The 18,370-nt window shown below is 58.7% G+C and carries 21 protein-coding genes; 6 read left to right on the top strand and 15 right to left on the bottom strand.

Going from position 1 to position 18,370, the window contains the following annotated elements; all coding sequences use genetic code 11:
- Entirely contained in the window at positions 1-1,221 is a 1,221-nt protein-coding gene (locus ACH518_RS03450) for a HupE/UreJ family protein (RefSeq protein ID WP_445371877.1), read from the bottom strand.
- Between the two features lie 152 nt (positions 1,222-1,373).
- A complete protein-coding gene (gene nikR / locus ACH518_RS03455; protein ID WP_445371878.1) occupies positions 1,374-1,841 on the bottom strand; it encodes a nickel-responsive transcriptional regulator NikR in 468 nt (155 codons plus the stop codon).
- Positions 1,842-1,978: 137 nt separating this feature from the next.
- Between nikR and ACH518_RS03460 the strand changes: the two genes are divergently transcribed.
- From ACH518_RS03460 to ACH518_RS03485, 6 genes are all read left to right on the top strand, one after another.
- Positions 1,979-2,557, top strand: a complete 579-nt coding sequence (locus ACH518_RS03460) for a hypothetical protein (RefSeq protein WP_256608868.1) — start codon at positions 1,979-1,981, stop codon at positions 2,555-2,557.
- Positions 2,558-2,571: 14 nt separating this feature from the next.
- Positions 2,572-2,982, top strand: coding sequence for a hypothetical protein (locus tag ACH518_RS03465; RefSeq protein ID WP_278210205.1), 411 nt, complete (start codon positions 2,572-2,574; stop codon positions 2,980-2,982).
- A 9-nt stretch (positions 2,983-2,991) separates the two neighbouring features.
- Positions 2,992-3,381: a copper resistance CopC family protein gene (locus ACH518_RS03470; RefSeq protein ID WP_445371879.1), complete on the top strand. Its 390-nt coding sequence runs from the start codon at positions 2,992-2,994 to the stop codon at positions 3,379-3,381.
- Positions 3,378-4,001 carry a hypothetical protein gene (locus tag ACH518_RS03475; protein WP_445371880.1) on the top strand — a complete coding sequence of 208 codons (624 nt, stop codon included), beginning with the start codon at positions 3,378-3,380 and terminating at the stop codon, positions 3,999-4,001. Before ACH518_RS03470 ends, ACH518_RS03475 begins: the two co-directional genes overlap by 4 nt.
- Before the next feature lie 65 nt (positions 4,002-4,066).
- A complete protein-coding gene (locus ACH518_RS03480) occupies positions 4,067-4,540 on the top strand; it encodes a hypothetical protein (protein ID WP_260839166.1) in 474 nt (157 codons plus the stop codon).
- Positions 4,541-4,620: 80 nt separating this feature from the next.
- The gene (locus ACH518_RS03485; RefSeq protein ID WP_140910738.1) at positions 4,621-5,328 is read left to right on the top strand and encodes a DUF2490 domain-containing protein; all 708 of its coding nucleotides are present in this window, start codon (positions 4,621-4,623) and stop codon (positions 5,326-5,328) included.
- Between the two features lie 85 nt (positions 5,329-5,413).
- Here ACH518_RS03485 and ACH518_RS03490 read toward each other — a convergent pair whose 3' ends face one another.
- The 13 genes from ACH518_RS03490 to ACH518_RS03550 form a co-directional block, all read right to left on the bottom strand.
- A complete protein-coding gene (locus tag ACH518_RS03490; RefSeq protein WP_140910739.1) occupies positions 5,414-5,782 on the bottom strand; it encodes a hypothetical protein in 369 nt (122 codons plus the stop codon).
- A 101-nt stretch (positions 5,783-5,883) separates the two neighbouring features.
- Positions 5,884-6,450: a HupE/UreJ family protein gene (locus ACH518_RS03495; RefSeq protein WP_445371881.1), complete on the bottom strand. Its 567-nt coding sequence runs from the start codon at positions 6,448-6,450 to the stop codon at positions 5,884-5,886.
- A gap of 330 nt (positions 6,451-6,780) precedes the next feature.
- Positions 6,781-9,030 carry a TonB-dependent receptor family protein gene (locus tag ACH518_RS03500; protein ID WP_445371882.1) on the bottom strand — a complete coding sequence of 750 codons (2,250 nt, stop codon included), beginning with the start codon at positions 9,028-9,030 and terminating at the stop codon, positions 6,781-6,783.
- Between the two features lie 129 nt (positions 9,031-9,159).
- Positions 9,160-10,485 carry a sensor histidine kinase gene (locus ACH518_RS03505; RefSeq protein ID WP_445371883.1) on the bottom strand — a complete coding sequence of 442 codons (1,326 nt, stop codon included), beginning with the start codon at positions 10,483-10,485 and terminating at the stop codon, positions 9,160-9,162.
- Positions 10,482-11,147, bottom strand: coding sequence for a response regulator transcription factor (locus ACH518_RS03510; protein WP_445371884.1), 666 nt, complete (start codon positions 11,145-11,147; stop codon positions 10,482-10,484). The genes ACH518_RS03505 and ACH518_RS03510 overlap by 4 nt, the downstream gene beginning before the upstream one ends.
- An 11-nt stretch (positions 11,148-11,158) precedes the next feature.
- A complete protein-coding gene (locus ACH518_RS03515; RefSeq protein ID WP_278210191.1) occupies positions 11,159-11,596 on the bottom strand; it encodes a hypothetical protein in 438 nt (145 codons plus the stop codon).
- Between the two features lie 208 nt (positions 11,597-11,804).
- Complete coding sequence (locus ACH518_RS03520; protein ID WP_445371885.1) at positions 11,805-12,509, bottom strand: energy transducer TonB; 705 nt, start codon at positions 12,507-12,509, stop codon at positions 11,805-11,807.
- A gap of 197 nt (positions 12,510-12,706) precedes the next feature.
- A complete protein-coding gene (locus tag ACH518_RS03525) occupies positions 12,707-13,819 on the bottom strand; it encodes a HupE/UreJ family protein (RefSeq protein ID WP_445371886.1) in 1,113 nt (370 codons plus the stop codon).
- Between the two features lie 5 nt (positions 13,820-13,824).
- Positions 13,825-14,478 (bottom strand): hypothetical protein, encoded by a 654-nt coding sequence (locus ACH518_RS03530; RefSeq protein ID WP_445371887.1) that lies wholly within the window; start codon positions 14,476-14,478, stop codon positions 13,825-13,827.
- Between the two features lie 12 nt (positions 14,479-14,490).
- Entirely contained in the window at positions 14,491-14,868 is a 378-nt protein-coding gene (locus tag ACH518_RS03535; RefSeq protein WP_140910745.1) for a copper resistance CopC family protein, read from the bottom strand.
- 23 nt (positions 14,869-14,891) lie between these two features.
- Positions 14,892-16,112: a sialidase family protein gene (locus tag ACH518_RS03540; protein WP_445371888.1), complete on the bottom strand. Its 1,221-nt coding sequence runs from the start codon at positions 16,110-16,112 to the stop codon at positions 14,892-14,894.
- A gap of 108 nt (positions 16,113-16,220) precedes the next feature.
- Positions 16,221-17,624, bottom strand: coding sequence for an ATP-binding protein (locus ACH518_RS03545; RefSeq protein ID WP_445371889.1), 1,404 nt, complete (start codon positions 17,622-17,624; stop codon positions 16,221-16,223).
- Positions 17,624-18,283: a response regulator gene (locus ACH518_RS03550; RefSeq protein ID WP_445371890.1), complete on the bottom strand. Its 660-nt coding sequence runs from the start codon at positions 18,281-18,283 to the stop codon at positions 17,624-17,626. The genes ACH518_RS03545 and ACH518_RS03550 overlap by 1 nt, the downstream gene beginning before the upstream one ends.
- Between the last annotated feature and the right edge of the window lie 87 nt (positions 18,284-18,370).

Raw genomic sequence — 18,370 nt, forward strand, 5'->3', positions numbered from 1 at the left:
TCATAGTGCGAATATCGTTGCGGTCGTGGTTGTTATGAACACCGGTCTCGAGCCGGATTGGATGTGGAAAGCGGTTTTGCTCGCGGCAAACGTGCGGGAACGGCCAGCGGCGCAAAAGGCGGTCGCGTGCAGGCGGTAAAAAATTCGGGTGTCGGGAGCGGCGCCAAAAGATTCGGCGCGGATTTGCTGAATGGATTCAGCGGATACGGAAGGTGTGGAGCGAAACGCTAAAGAAATCGGGGCGGGGCTTGCGGACACGGATAGCGGCGGCGAGGTGCGGCCGACACCGCTGCTGAGCAGTTGGGTGCCCGGTGTCTGGTTGATATCCGGAAAGCGCTGTTTAAAACCGCTCAGGCAATTGCGGGCCATATCGGCCAGCGCCACAGCAAAGCAATCAAGCACCGGCAATACGCACGCCGCAACCGATTCGGCGCCAGCGCCCGCAAACCCGGCGGGCGGTTTGGCTAGAGCGGCTTTGGCGCTACTGTTCGCCGCCGCGCTATGGGAATTCTCGGCAGCCAAGTCCCAGTCACCCCCGTAGCCGGCCAAATTGGCGGAGTAAAACCCCGCATCCGCCTGCAAATGTGTCGAAGCGGCAGTCTCGGCCGTTTCGGTCGGGCCGGCTTTGGCCCATACCGACTGCGAAAACATCGCGGTCAATAGAAAAGTCGCGGCCAGCACCACCAACTTGGCGACCAAAATTCCGGCACCGTGCAGCAGCAAGGTCGCCAGCATAAAGCCCAGCGTGTAAGAAATCAGGCTGGCGGAGGTGGAAATTTCCTGGCCGTGGGCAAAGCCGTGGAAAAAGGCGAAGAAGGCGACGATCAGCACGTTAATCTTGCTGCTGAAGCGGGCCTTGCGCGTGATAAGCAGCGCGAATACCGCGCAAGACAACAGAATGATGCCTTCGACGCTGGGGATCGTGATCCCGGCGGCGCCGGCCAAACCGCCCAGACTCATCACGCCGACGAAGGCCAGCGGCAGCATCCAGACGGCATGACCGCGCAATTGCGCGGCCCAAATTCCGACCGCCAGCATCGCCAGCAAATGGTCCCACCCGGCCAGCGGGTGGTTGAAGCCGTTGTTCCAGCCCAGCGCGTCCAACCCGACAAATTGCGCACCGAGCCAAGCCACCACTGCCAGTAACGGCAAACCGAAGCCGAGCAGCCGCAGCCCAGCGGGCAACACTTCGGATGGGGAGCGGGAACGGCGCAATTTCATGGTTTACCGACGCGAACAGCCTGCAAAATTCAAATCAAATGCCAGTTAAGACGAATAGGCCAGGAATCATACGATACATATCACATTTTTAAAAATTATGAATAATAAATAAAATGTCTTATCATGCCCCGCAGCAGCGGTTTCGAACCGGCTCAGCTATGCGGATGAATGTGCGAATGGCTATGGCCGTGGTGGTCGTGTTGGTGGCTGACAGAGGCCATTTTCACCGGCACCAGGTTAAGCGAAGCGTGGCGGACGCCGGTTTCGGCGGACAGCTTGTCGGCAAACCCGCGGATGCGCGCGGTCAGCCCGCGCAGAAACAAGGTTTCCAGGCAGTCGTCGTGATCCAGATGCACGTGCATCGACGATACCACCAGATCGTGGGCGTCGTGCTGGTGGCCGGTCAGGCGCTCCGCCAGGTTGCGTTCGTGGTGGTTGTAAACATAGGACAGCGTGGCGATGCTGTAGATGGCTTGATCCTGTTTCAGCCGTTTGGTCTCGATTTCCTTGCGCAACAGGTCGCGGACGGCTTCGGAGCGGTTGGAATAGCCGCGGGCGGCGATCCATTGGTCGAACTCCGCCGCCAGCTCGTCGCTGAGAGAGATAGTAAAACGTTCCACAGCAAGCTCCTGTTCTTATAGTCGTTATAGGAGCCGGCGATTATAACGCAAGCGGAACCCGCACCGCGCCAGCGGCAAAGTGGGTTATTCATGAAAAGAGCCGGGGTTACCGGCCGCGATTCTTAGGGAGAGGCTGAATGTCCACAGGACATTACACACATGACAATTTCGGCAAAATCGTGATTCGCGCGCAAGTGGGGATCGCACTGGCCCTATTACTCTGTTTACCGCTCGCCAATTTCTGGTTTCCCAGCGCCTACAGCCTCAAGGCCGGCATCCACGGCCTCAGCGCCATTCTGGCGTTGGTCGTCGGTACTTATTTGACGCATAGGGCCTTGCCGTTGATCAAAGGCATGCACGTCAATCTGGAGTCGCTGCGCCGCTGGCTACTGGTAGCCACCCTGCTGAACTTGGCCGGCGCGATCAGCGGCAACTGGATCTACATGCGTTACCGCGGCCAGGACGGCCCTCGCGACTGGATCTTGGAGCGGGTGCCGGCAATCCACAACGTGCTGATGGAATTCAAGGAATTCGTCTCGTTGTTTCCGTTCCCGTTAATGCTGTCCGCCACCGCGCTGTTGTATTACTACGGCTTGCCGATGCAGACCCGGCGCGACCTGTGCCGCTTCGTCGGCATCACGATTCTGGTGTCGTGGAGTTTTCTGATGCTCGGTTTCGTCGTCGGCCTGGTACTGGCCAAACTGCGCTTCGTTTGAACCGGGAACGGCTGATGCAACAACAATCCGAATCGAATACTCAAGCGCTGCGCTCCGGCCCGGTCGTCGCAGCCAGCCTGGCGTTATTGCTGGCATTTTTGACCTTGATGGTCAGCCACCATATTTCCCGGCTGTCGCCCGGCCTGGACAAACTGGTGCATAGCTACGGTTACTGGATTCCCGGCTCGCAAGGCAAGGGGCCGGACGGTAGCATCGGCTCTTACACCGGCAAGGAAACCCTGGCCATCGGCGTCTGGCTGTTGAGTTGGTTGGCATTCCACCTGATGTGGCGCAAACAGGATCTGGATTTGACGATCTGGACCCGGATTTTCGTCATCAGTCTGGCCGTCATTACGCTGGGTTTCTTTCACCCCTTGTCCGATCCGCTGGTGTTGTTCATCGCCGGCTTTTTCGGCCTGCCCTGAGGATAAGCCATGCCCAAGTTGTTACATCTACTCGTCCCGATATGGCTGGTTTTGGCCGGCCCGAACGCTCTGGCGGAAGGCGTTTTGCTGAAATCGGAGCCGAAAAACGACGCCGAAGTGAGCAATTTCGATGGCACCGTCAAATTCTGGTTCAGCGGCAATGTCGGCGAACGCTCGCCGTCGGTCGTCGTGGTCGATGCCCACGGCAAACGGGTCGACAACGGCGACACCCGTCTGGTGTTGGGCGAACGCCACCGACTAACCGCAACCACCCAAGCTCTGCCGCCCGGCCCTTACGCCGTCCGCTATCGGGTGATTACCGAGGACGGGCTGGTGGTCAGCGGCATCTCCAAGTTTACCGTCGTCGCCGCAGCGGCGAGTCCGGAGGTCAAGCCATGAAAATGTTATCTGTTTTGATCCTGGCCGCTACCGTCCTCGGCCAAGCGCAGGCGTCGGTACCGCTGGGCGGCAACCGCAAAGGCGCCGACGGCAATTACGACCTGTACGGTTGCATGCTGACCAACGACTATTACGTGGTCAATTTTTCCGCCTATCAACTCGACCCGAACCAGGCCAAGGACGATAAATCCATACCGCAGGCCGAATGCGTCGATCTGCCGCGGGTCGGCAAAACCCAAATCGCGGTAGACCTGCTGGACCTGGATGTGCGGAAAAAACCGGTCGGCCTGAAGATTTTGCGCGAGGACGGTCAAGTCATCGCCGAAGTGCCGATGGCCGTGGTCAAGCAAGGCGTATTGACGGCCAGCGTGGATTTCAAAACCGCCGGCAAATACCAAGCCGTGCTGTCGGTGCAGGACTCCGATTTGCACACGCCGCCGGAAACCAGCGCCTTGCACATGCCGTTGACGGTAGCGATGGCGCCGCCGCCGTCGGCAGCCAATGCCGGCAGCGCCAAAGGGCTGGGCGTGGTGTTCGGCGTGCTGGGCCTTTGCCTGGCGTTGGCCGCCTACTACATCCCGCGGCTGCTAAAGCCGCGCACCGACGGCAGCCCGTCGTAAGCTGTCGCCGATGCTGCGCGAATAGCGCGGCCCGACCCGGTCACCATTACTACCAGGAAACATTTATGAAAGCGACATTCCCAAAACCGTTTACGGCTTTAATCCTGGCAGGCTTGCTTGGCGCCTGCGCCCATCCGGAACGGCATGAGCAGGAGACCGCCGGTTTCGTACCCGGCCTGGGCGAAATCATGGCCCAAACCGCCACCCGCCATGCCAAGTTATGGTTTGCCGGACAGGCGCAAAATTGGGATCTGGCTGCTTACGAAGTCGACGAACTGCACGAAGGCATCGAAGATGCCGGCAAATACCACCCGACCCACAAACAGATTCGCCAACCGATTCCCGATCTGTTGGCGCTGTATCTGGACCAACCCTTGGCCGAGCTGGATCAAGCCGTGAAAGCCAAAAATCAACAGGCATTTATCGCGAATTACGATAAGCTTACCGCTGCCTGCAACGCCTGCCACCAAGCCACCGAATTCGGTTTCAACGTCGTGGTGCGACCCAGCTTCAACCCGTTCGCCAACCAGGCGTTCTGAGCGACGGCCTCGTTCGTTTAGGGTGAGCGGTTGCTGCAGCAAGACGTAGCGGCATTTATCCATTTCAGCAAGCGAACACTATGCGCAATTTTTTACCACGCCGGACGGCAGCCTGCCTGCTGCTGCCGGCAACATTCGCCGCGGCGGCCGGCCCGGTCCGCGACGATTTCGGCGTCTGGATCAGCAATACTTACCAAACCGACTTCGGCGGTAGCCCCTATCTGGCTTTTTTGGAACTGGCGCCCAGAACCAAGACCGACAACGACCAGTTCGCCCAAATCATCGTCCGGCCGCTGGTCGGTTACAAGCTGACCAAAAAGCTGCAACTCTGGGCCGGCTACACCTGGCAAGGCGAATACAACGAGCAGACCGATTTCGAATTGGCCACCAACGACGCCATGCAACAGTTGCAATGGGTCGACAACTGGTCGCCGGAGTGGAATTTTCAGTATCGCTTCCGCCTGGAGCAACGCTTTTTCTCCGAAGAAGACAACGTCGCCCACCGCATGCGCCACCGCGTTCGTTTGGTGTACTCGATACCTGACACCAAAGCCTATCTGATAGCCATAGACGAGCTCTTCGTCTATTTCAATTCGCTGGACGACGGCCGCCTGGCGCGTTCGGTGCAAACCGGCATCAACCAGAACCGCAGCTACCTCGGCATCGGTTATAAATTGACGCCGGAGCTGAACGTCGACACCGGCTACCAACTGCAATACGTGCACAACTACGGCGCGCCGGATTTGGTCAACCATGTCTGGTTTACCAACATCAACGTCAACTTCTGAGGCGGTTCTGCCGCGCAAAAAAAAGGGCGGCTCAGGCCGCCCCTAGTCGATACATGAAATAGAAACAGCCGTAACTGACTTCCTGTTACTGGAATTTGGTCAGACCGGCAAAGCCTGCGCGGGCTTCTTTCAATTCTTGTTCCGCGCCGGCGAAATCGGATTTCTTGGCCAACTCTCTGGCTTTTTTCATTTTCAAAACCACTTTGTCGCGCTCGAATTCGAATTTGTAGTTGGCGTTCAGTTCGCTGGCGCTCTCTGCGACTTCCTTGATCAAACTGGCGACTTTAGTCGGATCGGCCGAAGGAATCGCGTCCAAGGCAACCTGTATCTTGGCGTCCACTTCTTTCAATACCTCAGGCACGCTCTTTTTGGCTTCTTTGGCCAAGGTCGCGCCGGAAAAGCCCAGCATTGAAAAAAACAGGGTGAACGCGATTAAAACTTTTTTGAATGACATGTTTACTCTCGATAATTAAATTGAACGATGGGGGTAAAGCGAAATTTCCTGGTTTGCGATTGAACTTGGCTGAACGGAACTCCTTTGGTTGAAATTATTGCTTAATTTATTCGGGCTGCGCCCCAGCGGGCTGGCGCGGCCAGCAATGCCGGGATGGCCCGATTTGCGGCAACGCCGAGCGCTAGTTGACTCAAAGTCGCTAAGGTAAAACCTGCGGTATAACCGAGCGCGTCGCTATCCAGCCAAATATCGTAAGCATGGGCGTATCCATGGCATACCGCGACGCCGGCAATCACCGATAACGACAAAGCCCAATGCAATTGTCGTCCCGACGCCAGCAGTAAGCCCAGCACCAAAATGCCGGCGTACATCAGCGTTTCGGGATGGGCAATCTCCAGCGGAACCAAAGCCATTGCGCCGCCCAACAACAGCAACGCCAGGAACGTCAGCGCCAGCGAGACGACGGCTCGACCATGGCCGCTACGGCAGATCCACAACCCGACAAAAAGCATCGTCAAGATATGGTCCGAACTGGAAAAAGGATGCAGCAATCCGCTACCGAAACCGATCGCTTCGCCGGCCTCATGGAAAGGATGGGCATAGGCCGGCATCGAACCGGCCGAAAACATTAATATCGTTAACAAAAAACGCTTGAAAGACTTGCTCATAGTGACCTCTGCCTGCAAAGGGTTATGGTGGACACTGAACCTGGTTCGAACGGCGCGCCACTCCGAAATGATGGTTTGGCGGCACCAGCCCGACTTTGGAGGGCGTCAGCGCCGGCACCACGCAAACGAGGGCTATCTTAGCAAAAATATGAAGTTTTAATAATATTTCATATTGACCGCATGCCCGCGCCAATCAGCAGAATCTTGCCAGAGCAACATGACAGGCTGTTGACCGGGCCGCCGGGTTACGCCAAAGCGAACATTCAGGGCGGGGTTCCGCCATTAAAACGCCCTTTTCCGCGAAACAGACGCAATCCCGACAAAACCGAGTTAGAACTCGTACTTGAACCCGGCCTGGACCAGACGCGGCATGCCGGACTGGATACCTCGCACCCGGTCGGTGATATAAGTGTTGTCCAGCAGATTTTTCATCGCCACGAACAGGGTCAAATCCTTCTGCACTTTGTAGGAGCTGGCGAAGTTGACGACCACGTAGTCGTTGATTTTGCCGTAGCTGCCGCCCAATGCCGCGTTGCTGGTGGGCCCATCCGGGTGGTCGGCGCCGTTGTCCAGATTCAGGAAATCGGCATATTGTTCGCTGACGAAGGCCGCTTCCAAATGGGTGTCGAAGCCGTTGACATGCGAGTAGCCCAGGATTGCGGTCAACAAGCTTTCCGGCGCGTACGGCGCGCGCTTGCCTGCGGCGGAACCGCGGACATTACCGCCCGGACAACTCGCAGGCAAAGTCCCGCTGGATAACGGCACACAACGGAAGGCCTCGGTGGTTTCTGCGGTCGGCAACCACATATAGGCGATTTGGGCGTAGGGGTTATGCGCCGAATCGAATACGTCACCGAAATCGGCCCGCGCCATCAGCTCGATCCCTTCGTACAAAGCCTTGCCCTGCGCCACCGGCACGGTGCCGCCGCCGACCGTACCTAACACGGTCAACGCCTCGAAGTCGTTGTGAAAGTAAGTCAACTCGGCTTTGACGCCGCGCAGCGGCCGAGCGCGGATACCGAATTCGGTGTTCCAGCTGATCTCCGCGCCGATCTCTGCCGAACCGCCAGTATCGTTGTAAACCGCGTCTTCAACCCGCGGCGGCGCAAAACCGCGGTGAATCCCGAAGAACAGGTCGGCCCGATCGACAGGCGAATAGGTCAGCGCAAACGACGGCAGAATTTCGGTCAAGCTGTGCTGGCCTTGGGCACCATTCAGCAAATTGCTGCGGCTGTAGCCGACCGATTCGACGCGCACGCCCGGAGTAACCGTCCAGTCGCCCCAAATGAATTTGTTTTGGACAAATCCGGAATAGGCATCAGCGAAACGTTCGTTTTTTTCCAATAGCTGGCCTACGCGAGCGCTCGGCGTAATTCCCCGGATCATTTCCCGGTCCTGGCTTTCGAAGTGGGCGCGGAAACCGGCGTCCAACCGACTTTCGATCCCGAACAAATTGTGTTTGGCATGCAGGGTCGGCGCCATGCCCCAGGTTTGGTAATTGCGCTTGCGGCCGACCGTGTAATTACACAAATCCATATCGATCGGGATTCCGTTTTGGCGGCTGGCAACGTAAGCCGGATAAGTTGCCGAGCATTGGCTTTCGGTCGGAAATTCGTTCTGCTGCCGCCACCAGTTACGTTCGTAGCCCGACCAATAAAAACTGGTTTCCAGGGTCACGTCACTGTTGAAGCTGTGTTCGTAAGTCGCGGAAGTCGACCAACGGTCGTTGGTGAAACTGGCGTTTTTGTCCGGGTTATAACGGGCACCCAGCTGGCGGTATTCGGCGTCGGTCAAACCGAAGGCCGCGCCAGGTTCGTCCTGATAGTAAAAGTCACCGCGTAAAGTCAGACGATTGCGGGCATCGAAGTCGACGATACTTTTCAGATTGACGTCATCGACCACGGCAAAGGTGTTGTCGCGGTTTGCCATGCCTTCCTTGTGAAGGTAATCGATTACGCCGCCCACTGCGTCCAGGCCTTGCACGTTCTTGACCATGCCGCCGTAGCGGGCGTGGCCGTTCAAATAGTCCCGATTACCGCCGGTAAAACTGACGAAGCCGCCGGGAGTATTAGGTACTTTCGGTGTCAGATAGTTGACCGCACCATTGATAGTTTGCGGGCCGAACTGAGTCAAATCCGCGCCTTTGTAGATTTCGATGCCGTCGTAGCGCTCGATCGGCGGATGGTAGTAAATATCGTTGTCGCCGTAGGGCGCGAAGTTGAAAGGAATGCCGTCTTCCAGAAACAACACCTTGGTGGAGCGGAACGGGTTCTGGCCGCGAAAGGCGATATTCGGCCGCAAACCGAAGCCATCTTCATCTCGGACATAGACGCCCGGCGCCTTGCGCAGGGCTTCGTTAACGGTAAAGACTTGATCCCGTTCCAAGGTGTCTTTACCGATCACCGAGGTCGAACCGGAAAAAGTCGCCGCTTTTTCGACGCTTTCCGCCACTTCGATGCTGGTCAGCATGTCGGCGGCATTGTCGGCTGAAAGGGAATGGGTTTCGGGTTCGGCGGTCGCGACGTTGTGGGCCATCAGGCCGGCCAGCAATGCCGGCAGTAATCCGTGTTGTTTTTGCATACGATTCAGTTCGCTTCAAGTTTGGTTGACACCGCATCCAAGCTCCGGCGAGCCGAAACTGAATGCCGGCGCGCACTGTAACCAAGCTAGCTGAATCGAAACTGAAAATCCCGGCGCGTTGAATCCGGTTTAGCGTTGCAACGGCAATCTCACCGTGACCAAAAAGCCGCCCAGCGCCTTACTGCGGCCAAAATTCATCGTGCCCTGGTAGGTAGCGACGATGTCCGCCACGATACCGAGGCCCAGGCCGTGGCCCTGCACCGATTCGTCCAGGCGCCGGCCGCGTTGGGTCAAGTGTTGCAGGCCATCGACGGCGCAACCGGGGCCGTCGTCGGCAACGCGGATCAGCAATTGCTCGGCCAACTCCAACTCCACGTCGATCCGCTGTCTTGCCCACTTGCAGGCGTTATCCAACAGGTTGCCGAGGATTTCCATCAAGTCTTCCCGGTCGAAATGCAGTGGTTGGTTGGGCGAGGTCACTTGTATGTCCAGCGGCTTGTCGGCGTAAATCGCTCGCAGGGTCTTTTTCAAGGCGATGATTTCCTGATGCGGATTGCAGGCCGGGGCGGCCTGTTGGTCGCCGGCAATCCGGGCCCGTTTCAGTTCGCGCTCGATATAACGCTGGATGGTTTCGGTCTGGGTGCTGACTTGCAGCTTCAAGTCCGGGCGGCTATCGAATAGCGGATCGTCGGCGACTCGCAGCAACAGATCCATCGGCGATTTCAGCGCGTGTGCCAGATTGCCCATCGCCGTGCGCGACTGTTGCAGACGCCGCACCACGACCGCCAACAGGTGGTTGATTTCCATGACCAGCGGTTTGACTTCCTCCGGTACCTGGGCGTCGATTTTTTGCCGGCCGCCGTTGGCGACCTGCTCCAGCTCGCCTCCCACTGCGTGCAAGGGTCGCAGCGCGCGGCGGATGTCCCAGCGCAACAAGGCGATCGCGCTGAACAAAATCAGCAAGGTCAGGCCGAAATAAGCCGCGCGAATCGCGGTGATGTCGTGGTCCACCGCCGACAGGTCTTCGGCAATGCTGATGTTGATTCTATGCCCGAATTTGACCGCACCCACGCTCAGCACCAACAGCGGGGTGCGGTTGGGTCCGGTCGCGTGGTACAGCATCGATTGCTGCGGCCCGACGGCTGCGACGGCCAGCGGGAAATCCAGCAAGGACGGCGACGGATACGCCTGGGCGTCGACCTTAACCAGGTAGTAATGGCCGGACAGGCGTCGGTTATAAACCGAACTGATATGGAAGCTGTCGAAGGTGACTTGATCGTCTTCGCGATAGGCCAGCGTCTCCAACAGCGAATAGCCGTCGTCGGCCAGGCGGTTGGCCATCTGCTTTTCCGCGGCGCTGCGGATAATCCAGTCGGCGGCCAGCCAATGCAGGATGAAAATCGCGCACAATACCGCGATCAGGCCGCGGCCCAGGCGCTTACGTAACGACATCATGGCCTGAGGCCGAACAGATAGCCCTGGCCGCGCCGGGTGTGGATCAAATCGTTACCGACGATCTTGCGCAGGCGTTTGACGTAAACTTCCAGTACGTTGCTGTCGGGCTCGGCCGATTCGCTGTAAACGTGTTCGCCCAGTTGCGCCTTGCTCAACACCTTGCCGGCGTTGAGCATGAAGTAACGCAATAGCCTGAATTCGATCGCGGTCAGCGGCTGGGCCTCGCCGCCGGCTGGTGTCGCGGTTTGCTCGTCTTCGTCGAGTTCGACGCCAAACACCGTTAATCTGGACTGGTTGAAATGGTGTACCCGCTTCAAAACCGCCTGTAAGCGGGCCAGCAATTCTTGGGGATGGCAGGGTTTGCAGACGTAATCGTCGGCGCCGGCCTTGAAACCGTCGACGATTTCGTACCAGGCATCGCGGGCGGTCAACACAATGACCGGCATGGCGTTACCGGCGTCGCGCCAGCATTTCAGCACCTCCAGGCCGGCGAGTTTGGGCAAACCAAGATCGAGGATCGCCGCATCGTATTGTTCGGTGGCGCCGAGGAATTCACCTTGCTCACCGTCGCCAGCGGTATCGACGATGTAGCCGGCGCCGCGCAAATCGGCGGCCAGCAGTACAGCAAAGGCCGGATCGTCCTCGACCAGTAACAGACGCATAAATGCCGTAGTTACATCGCGTGCATTTTGTAGTCGACTCGCGGATAGCCCTTCTTGTCGCGCGGATCGGCCTGTTCGGCATCACCAAGCTCGGCGCGCTGTTTGCCGGATTCGGTAAGCAATTGCTCCCAATTTTGATAACTCGCATATTTCGGGTCGCCGGCAGATTTGCGCGCGCCGAACGCGGCCTGCCCCAGTTCGATCAACTGCGACGGGGTCTTGCCGTCTATCGTTTTCAGAAAGTCGGCTTCGTGCTTGAGCTGCTCCCGCACCAACCAGTAGGCCACTTCGAACGGTAACTGGCGGTCCGGCGGCAAGTGTTGTTTGATGCGATTCATCGATTTGTGGGCGGCTTGCAAATTCCTGGCGTTGATTTGGTCCGGCGCTCCGCAACCGGCCGTCAGCAACGCCAATAACACCAGCCCGAATCCCAATTTCACTATCTTCACAACGCCCCCAACCGACCAGCGCCGGCCAATCCGAAATCAAATAATGGGCGCGAATCGGCGATCCGCGCGCTATCTCCCGCCCATCCGGGAGAGCGGCGATCTTAACATAAATATGAATTATATTTTTTTTGTCACACGCGCTTGCAGGCAGCCGGCGAAACCGGCCCAACTGGCAATAAGGGGGATTTGGCTTGGAATGAAACGGTGCCTAGGAAATCGGCGGCTCGTCTTGCAACGAAAATATGATCGGCACTAACACCGAGCTGGCGACGGCAACATCGTCGCGCTTGGCCGGCACGAAGCGCCATTGTTTGACGGCCTCCAGCGCCGACTCGTCGAGCAAGTCGTGGCCGCAGCTTTGCTCGAGCGCCACGGTTTCGGCGCGGCCTTCGGCGTCCACTTGCACCCGCAGCAAGACCTTGCCCTGCCAGCCCCGACTGCGGGCAATGCTCGGATAGTCCGGCTTCGGGTTGTGCTGGTACTCCGCACTCAGGTAGGCCTCGGTAAACGCCGGTTTTTCGCCGCCAGCCACCACATCCTGGGCAATCTCGGGCCGGTTGGTCTGAATTTCTGGTTTCGGGGCTTGATCGAGGACCTGATCCAACACCGAGAAATCGGATGCCGGCGCCTGGGGAATAACGCGCTTCAGTTTGGGCTTGGGTTGCGGTTTTTTCTGCGCCGGTTTGGCCGTTTCCGGCGGTGCGGCTCGGGCCGGCGCGGCCTGCGCCGCCCGGATCTTGATGGTGGAAACTTGCAATGGCAAGGGTTGCGCGACTGCCTGCGCAATACTGGGGCAAAACAAACAACGGACCCCGAAAAAATGCAGCGCGGCGACGGCCGCCACTATGCCGGCCAATACCGCAAGATTAGACGAACGCTCCTTTCGATAGGCGCCGGCGGCCGGCTGCGGCACTCCGCGCAGACCCGCAGCAGCGAAAGGCGGCAGTGGGTTTCGAGCAATTACAAATCCGTTTTGGCCAGCTCTGGGAAATAGCACGCAACTGCGGAGCGAAAATTAAGCGAATTGCAAAAATTGTCCGATAAATGCAATCAATTAACCAGACGCGCGGCCTGCGGCCAATTGCCGCATCGCTGCCGCACCGTGGCCGATTAAAGCAGGGTCCGTTCGATAAACCAGTATGCTCCGACCAGGCAAACCAGCGCCGAACAGCCTTTCAGAAACTTGTCGGCATAGGGTTTATTGTTCAACCACCAAATCAGCGGCAAGACGACGGATGCGACCGCGATTTGGCCGGTCTCGATACCGAGATTGAACGACAACAACGGCATCAGGATGCCGCTATCGCCGGAACTGATATCCAACTCGCGCAACACGCTGGCAAAACCGAAGCCGTGGATCAAGCCGAAACCGAAAGTCAGCCATTGCCGACCTTTGGGGTGGTCGCCCCGAATCAGGTTTTCGATAGCGACGTAGACAATCGTCGCGGCGATGAACGGTTCGACGAAACTGCTCGGCAAATTCACCAGATTCAAGCCGGCGCAGGCCAGCGTGATGGAATGGGCGATCGTGAAAAAGGTGACGATTTTGATCGCCGGCCAGAAGCTGTGGGTGACCGCCAGCAGCGCGAACAGAAACAGCAAGTGGTCGTAACCGGTCAGGATATGCTCGACGCCCAGCTTCAGAAAATCCAGAAAGGTCGAACCGGCATGGCCGACCTCGGCGCCAGTGGCTGCGGTGAGATCGAGCTGCAATTGGTCGTCATCGCGGCGCAGCATTTTCTCGGCGATTTGTTTGCCGCCGGCATCGCGCACGGTCAAGTGCTGCTGGTGGCCGTCCTGCAACCAGGCCAGAAACTTGGACTGCATCAGCAATTGCCGTTTCGGCGCCGGCTGGAAACTGAATTCGACATGGGCATTGTTCTGGTCGTCGTAATTCACGCTACCCGGCACAACCGGCAGAACGTCGGCACCGTCGATGTTGACCCGGGTCTGCTCGGCCAGGAGTTGGGCCACGGCGGGTTTGGCCGCTTCGCGTTCGGCGGCGCTGACCTCGGCATCCAGGTCGGTATCCATTGGCGAAAAGGCTTCGATGTCCTGCAAAGCAAAGGTCATTTTGGCGACGACGCGGTCGGCTTGCATCGTCAACTCTATCGAACTCAAACCCGGCGCGTGCGCCGCGGCCCAGTTCGAAATCAAAAGCAAAACCATCGCCAAAACATACCTGCAGCCGGCCGACGCCGACATGTCCCACAATCTAGCCATCGGCTTTATTCCTGCTCTGCGGCGGCTTTGCGTTTCCGGCGCAGCAAATAAACCAGAAAGCCTGCCACTGCCGCGATCGCCGCAGCGACGCCGCCGATGACCAGCCAGGGCGGTTGCTGGCCGTCCGGCGCCACACCGACTTGCAAGGCGACGCGGAACTTATCGTCTTCCTCGATCGCGTCGCCGATCAGCAGATACAAGACGTAATCGCCGGTTTTATCGACATCGGCTTGGGCTTCGACGGCGCCTTTCGGATAGAGCTTGGCCGGAATTTCGGTGACGGTGCGAATTTCGCGGATGTCATCCGGCGCTTTTTGGCCGGTTTTTTCGACTTCCACCAAGCGGATGCCGATCGGCGTACTGCGGATGTCGCGATCGATCAAATCGGCGGTGAAAAACATTTTGCCGGCGCGCGGGATTTGTTGGCAAAACGGGACGAAGGCGGTTTTGGCGTCGACGGTTTTGTCGTTCTTGTCGGGCTGCAGGTAGGCGCTGAAATGCACCGCGTAAAAATCGTTGGCAATAATGCAATCCAGGTCGGGTCGATTACCCAGAGCGTTGGATTGTTTGGTGCCGAAATCGAGTTTGTCGCAACCGCTCAGCAACACGGCGCCCAGCAGGACTAGCGCCCAAAACGCGGAAAATCTTTGAATTGTCATGACTGAAGCCGGTTAAGGTTTGATGGTGAATTCGAACTTGCCGGTAACGATGTGGGTATCTTCGGACACCACCCGGTAACGCACGGTATAGACGCCGGGCGCCAGCGTCGGCACGGTGGCGTGGATATTGGCGCCGTTGGTCAGGCTTTGCTCGACGTCGTGGTTGTCGACCCGTTTGCCGGTGCTGTCGATCACGGCCAGCGCCTTGTACTCGCTGCGCACCGCGTCGTTAAACCACAAATCGATTTGCTTCGGCGATTCGGTCAGCGTCTCGTCCTTGGCCGGCTGCGACTTCACCAGAATCGCATGGGCAAAAACCGGTAACGGACTCAATAGCGCGAGCGCCAGCAAGCCGGGTTTTATTATTGTTGTTATGTCTAACTTGGGCATGACCACCTCTTAAATTCGTAAACTTATTGTAAAACGGCTGCCGACCAGACTTTGCCGGTCGGCGATTGCTCCAGCCACATCGCCAAAAACCCGTTCGGCGTCGCCACGATGCGCGGAAAGGATGCCGCGGCGGGCGACAATTGCCGGGCCGGCAACCAGCTGCGGCCGCTATCGGCCGATTCGCTGAAATAGACCCGCGAACCCTCCGGCCCCAATGCATCCCACACTGCCACCAATCGGCCGGAGCCGGCGGCAATATCGGCATGGAACGCCGGGCCTTCGCCCAGACGTTGCGGCGGCGTCCAACTGGCGCCGTTATCGTTGGATTGCATATGATACAACCCAACCCGGTTTTCCGCGCCGGTCCAGACCACGCTGTGCAAAGTTCGGTCATCGGCCAGCGCCAAACCGCCGCCGTTGTGCGGGCAACCGTCGAACCGCCAATCGAAGGCGCCGACGCTGCCGGCCCGGCGCCAGGTTGCTCCCGCGTCGGCCGACTGTGCCAGTGCCATGTCGCGCGGCACCATATCCCGATACAACGCATTTATCCCGCCGTCCGCACCCGCCGCCAGCCGGTTCCAGCAACAGGAACAACTGGTGTCGTCTATGGTTTGCGCCAGTTCCCAATGTTGGCCGGCGTCGTTGGAGCGGGCATAACGCAGGCCTTGGTAACCATTTTCGTCCCGGTCGTCCAGCCACACGGCATGGAAGCGGCCTTCGGCGTCCGCCAGCAAATCGGGGTGGGACTGGTCGGCATCGCTGCCGGTCGGCTTGGCGCCGGCAGCCCAGGTTTGCCCGCCATCGCTGGAATAGGCGCTGGCCAGCGGACCCATGCCGGGCAATTCGCCGGTGGCTTGCCAAACCGCCAGCAGATTCTCGCCGCGGGCGGCGATCTGGATATCGTTCCCGGCTTTGGATTCGATCGGCCGGCCGGCGCTTGGCGCGATGGCTTGCGGCGCCGACCAGTGTAAGCCGCCATCGTCGGAATGCAGGTAGGCAACAGAAGGCGTTTTAGTATCGGTGGCCGTCGCCAGGAAAACGGCATGCAGCCGGTTCCGGTCCAGGTACACATCGAAACTGGCGACATTTTGCAAGTGCAAGGCCGGCAGATCGACCGGCGCCGTTAGCGTCGCAGCCAGCGGCTTGGCGGCCGGTTGACCGAGGCCGGGGATATCGCCGCAACCGGGCAATCCAACAACGCTAAATAGCGCAATCCAAAAATGAGCGGTCCTGGAATTCGGCATGGCCTAATAACGGGTTGATCGAAAAGCGCCGATTACACCATATCGCGACCGAAAGCAGAATCGGCAAAGTGCTGCGTTTCCAACCGTAGCCAAGCAGTCCAGATCACGCTAACCGGGACTGGCCTTAGCAAGCAAGCGCAGCCGGGCTTGCAAACCGCCCATCGCCGATTTGGCAAAACCAATCTCGGCACCGTGCAACGCGACGATGCGCTGTGCGATCGACAAGCCCAAGCCGCTGCCCTCGGCGGTATGCGCCGTTTCCACACAACGGTAAAAGCGCTGGCTCAGGCGTTCGTATTCGCCGTCGGCCACCCCCGGCCCATCGTCGTCTACCGTAATCAAAACCCATCCCTCCTCGCGGCCGCAGGTGGTCCGCACCGCACCGCCTGCGGGAGTGTATTTGATGGCGTTATCCAATAGATTTCGCAGCAGAATTTGCAGCAATTGCGGATTGGCTTCCACCGCCAGGCCGGCTTGGCCGTGCAATTCGAGCTCGATATGCTTAGGGTGCGCCAGATGGTCCAGATCGGCCAGGGTATCGACCAAAGTCTGATAGACGTCGACAGGCTGCATGGCGATGCCGGCCTGGTGTTGCACGCGGGATAAGGTCAACAGTTGCTGTACCAGATGCGTCATTCTGACCACCGCCTGCTGCGCCTTGGCAATGGCCTGGCTGCGCATGGCGGGATCGGCGGCTTTTTGCGCCACCTGCAATTGAGTTTGCAAGCCGGCCAGCGGGGTACGCAGTTCGTGCGAGGCGTCGGACGTAAAATTGCGTTCGTTGGCGAAGGCTTGTTCCAGCATCGCGAACAGGCTGTTGATTTGCTGCACCACCGGCCGCATCTCGTCCGGCAAGCCCTGTTCCGACAAAGGCTGCAGGTAGCCGGCCTCGCGGCTGGCCAGCTCTTGCTGCAAGCGGTTGACCGGCGACAGCGTGCGGCTGACGATCCACCAGATCACCAAGCCCAAGATCGGCAGCGCAATCAAGACCCCGACGATTTGCTGGCCGGCGATACTCTCCACCAATTGCCGGCGGATATCCTCGCGCTGGCCGACGTGGATTACGTACTCGCCGTTTTCGCTACTCAGACTGAAGACGTGCCAGAGTTGTTCGTTGATCAGCGTTTCGCTGTAGCCGTTGCGAGTCAGCGACAAGGCAAATTCCGGCGCACTCTCCGAGCGCAGGATCACGCCGTCTTTCACCGAACGCAATTGGAAGGCGATCTTGCGTTCGTATTTATGGCCGAGAATCGGCGTGTCGAATAGCTCGGGAGTTTTCTCGCGCTCCCACAATTTGGTCAGAGCCCGCTGGCGCAGCATGTTTTCGACGAAGGCGTGCACCACCCGCGCCGATTGCGCCAATTCGGCATTGAACAGTTCGGCGATTTCGTCGCGGGTTTGCCGGTAATTGATATACGCGGTGGCGCCCCAGACCAGCAGCAAAGACGACAGCAGCGACAGCAATAGCTGCTTTTTCAACGAACGCGGCGCCAACCGCAGGCGTTTGGCCATCAGTTGTCGTCGATGATGTAGCCGACGCCGCGGATGGTACGGATCAAATTGGTATCGAGTTTTTTCCGCAAATGGTGGATATGCACCTCGACCGCGTTGCTCTCCACCTCCGAACCCCAGGCGTAAAGCGCTTCTTCCAGGCGGGCCCGGGAAATCACCTGGCCGACGTGGCTGATCAGATAACTGAGCACTTCGAACTCTTTTTGCGCCAGATCGACCGGCTGGCCGTGGTAGAACACCTGGTGCGCGGCCGGATCGACCGTAACGCCCTTGTGCTCCAGCAACGGCAGGCTATGGCCTTCGTGGCGGCGCGCCAGCGCGCGCAAGCGGGCGCAAATCTCGGCCAAGTCGAAGGGTTTGGCGACGAAATCGTCGGCACCGCTATCCAACAGCGCCACCCGTTCGGCAATGCCATCGCGGGCGGTCAACACCAACACCGGCGTGCTGTCCTTGCGCCGGCGCAGGTTTTTCAGAACCGTCATGCCGTCCATTCGCGGCAGATTCAGATCCAGCACGATCAGGTCGTAATGGTTCAGCTTCAATGCCTCGTCGGCCTGGGCGCCGTCGGTCAGCCAGTCGACCGCGTAGCCTTCCAAGGTCAGGCCGGCCTTCAGGCCATCGCCTAAAATGGCATCGTCTTCTACCAATAACAATCGCATGATTCGTCCACCTGTGCCGGATTCAATTGCGCGGCATTGTAGCAAGGAATTTACCGGTGATCGTGCCGGTCCCCGTCGAAGCGGCGT

The organism is Methylomonas sp. HW2-6, assembly GCF_052474525.1.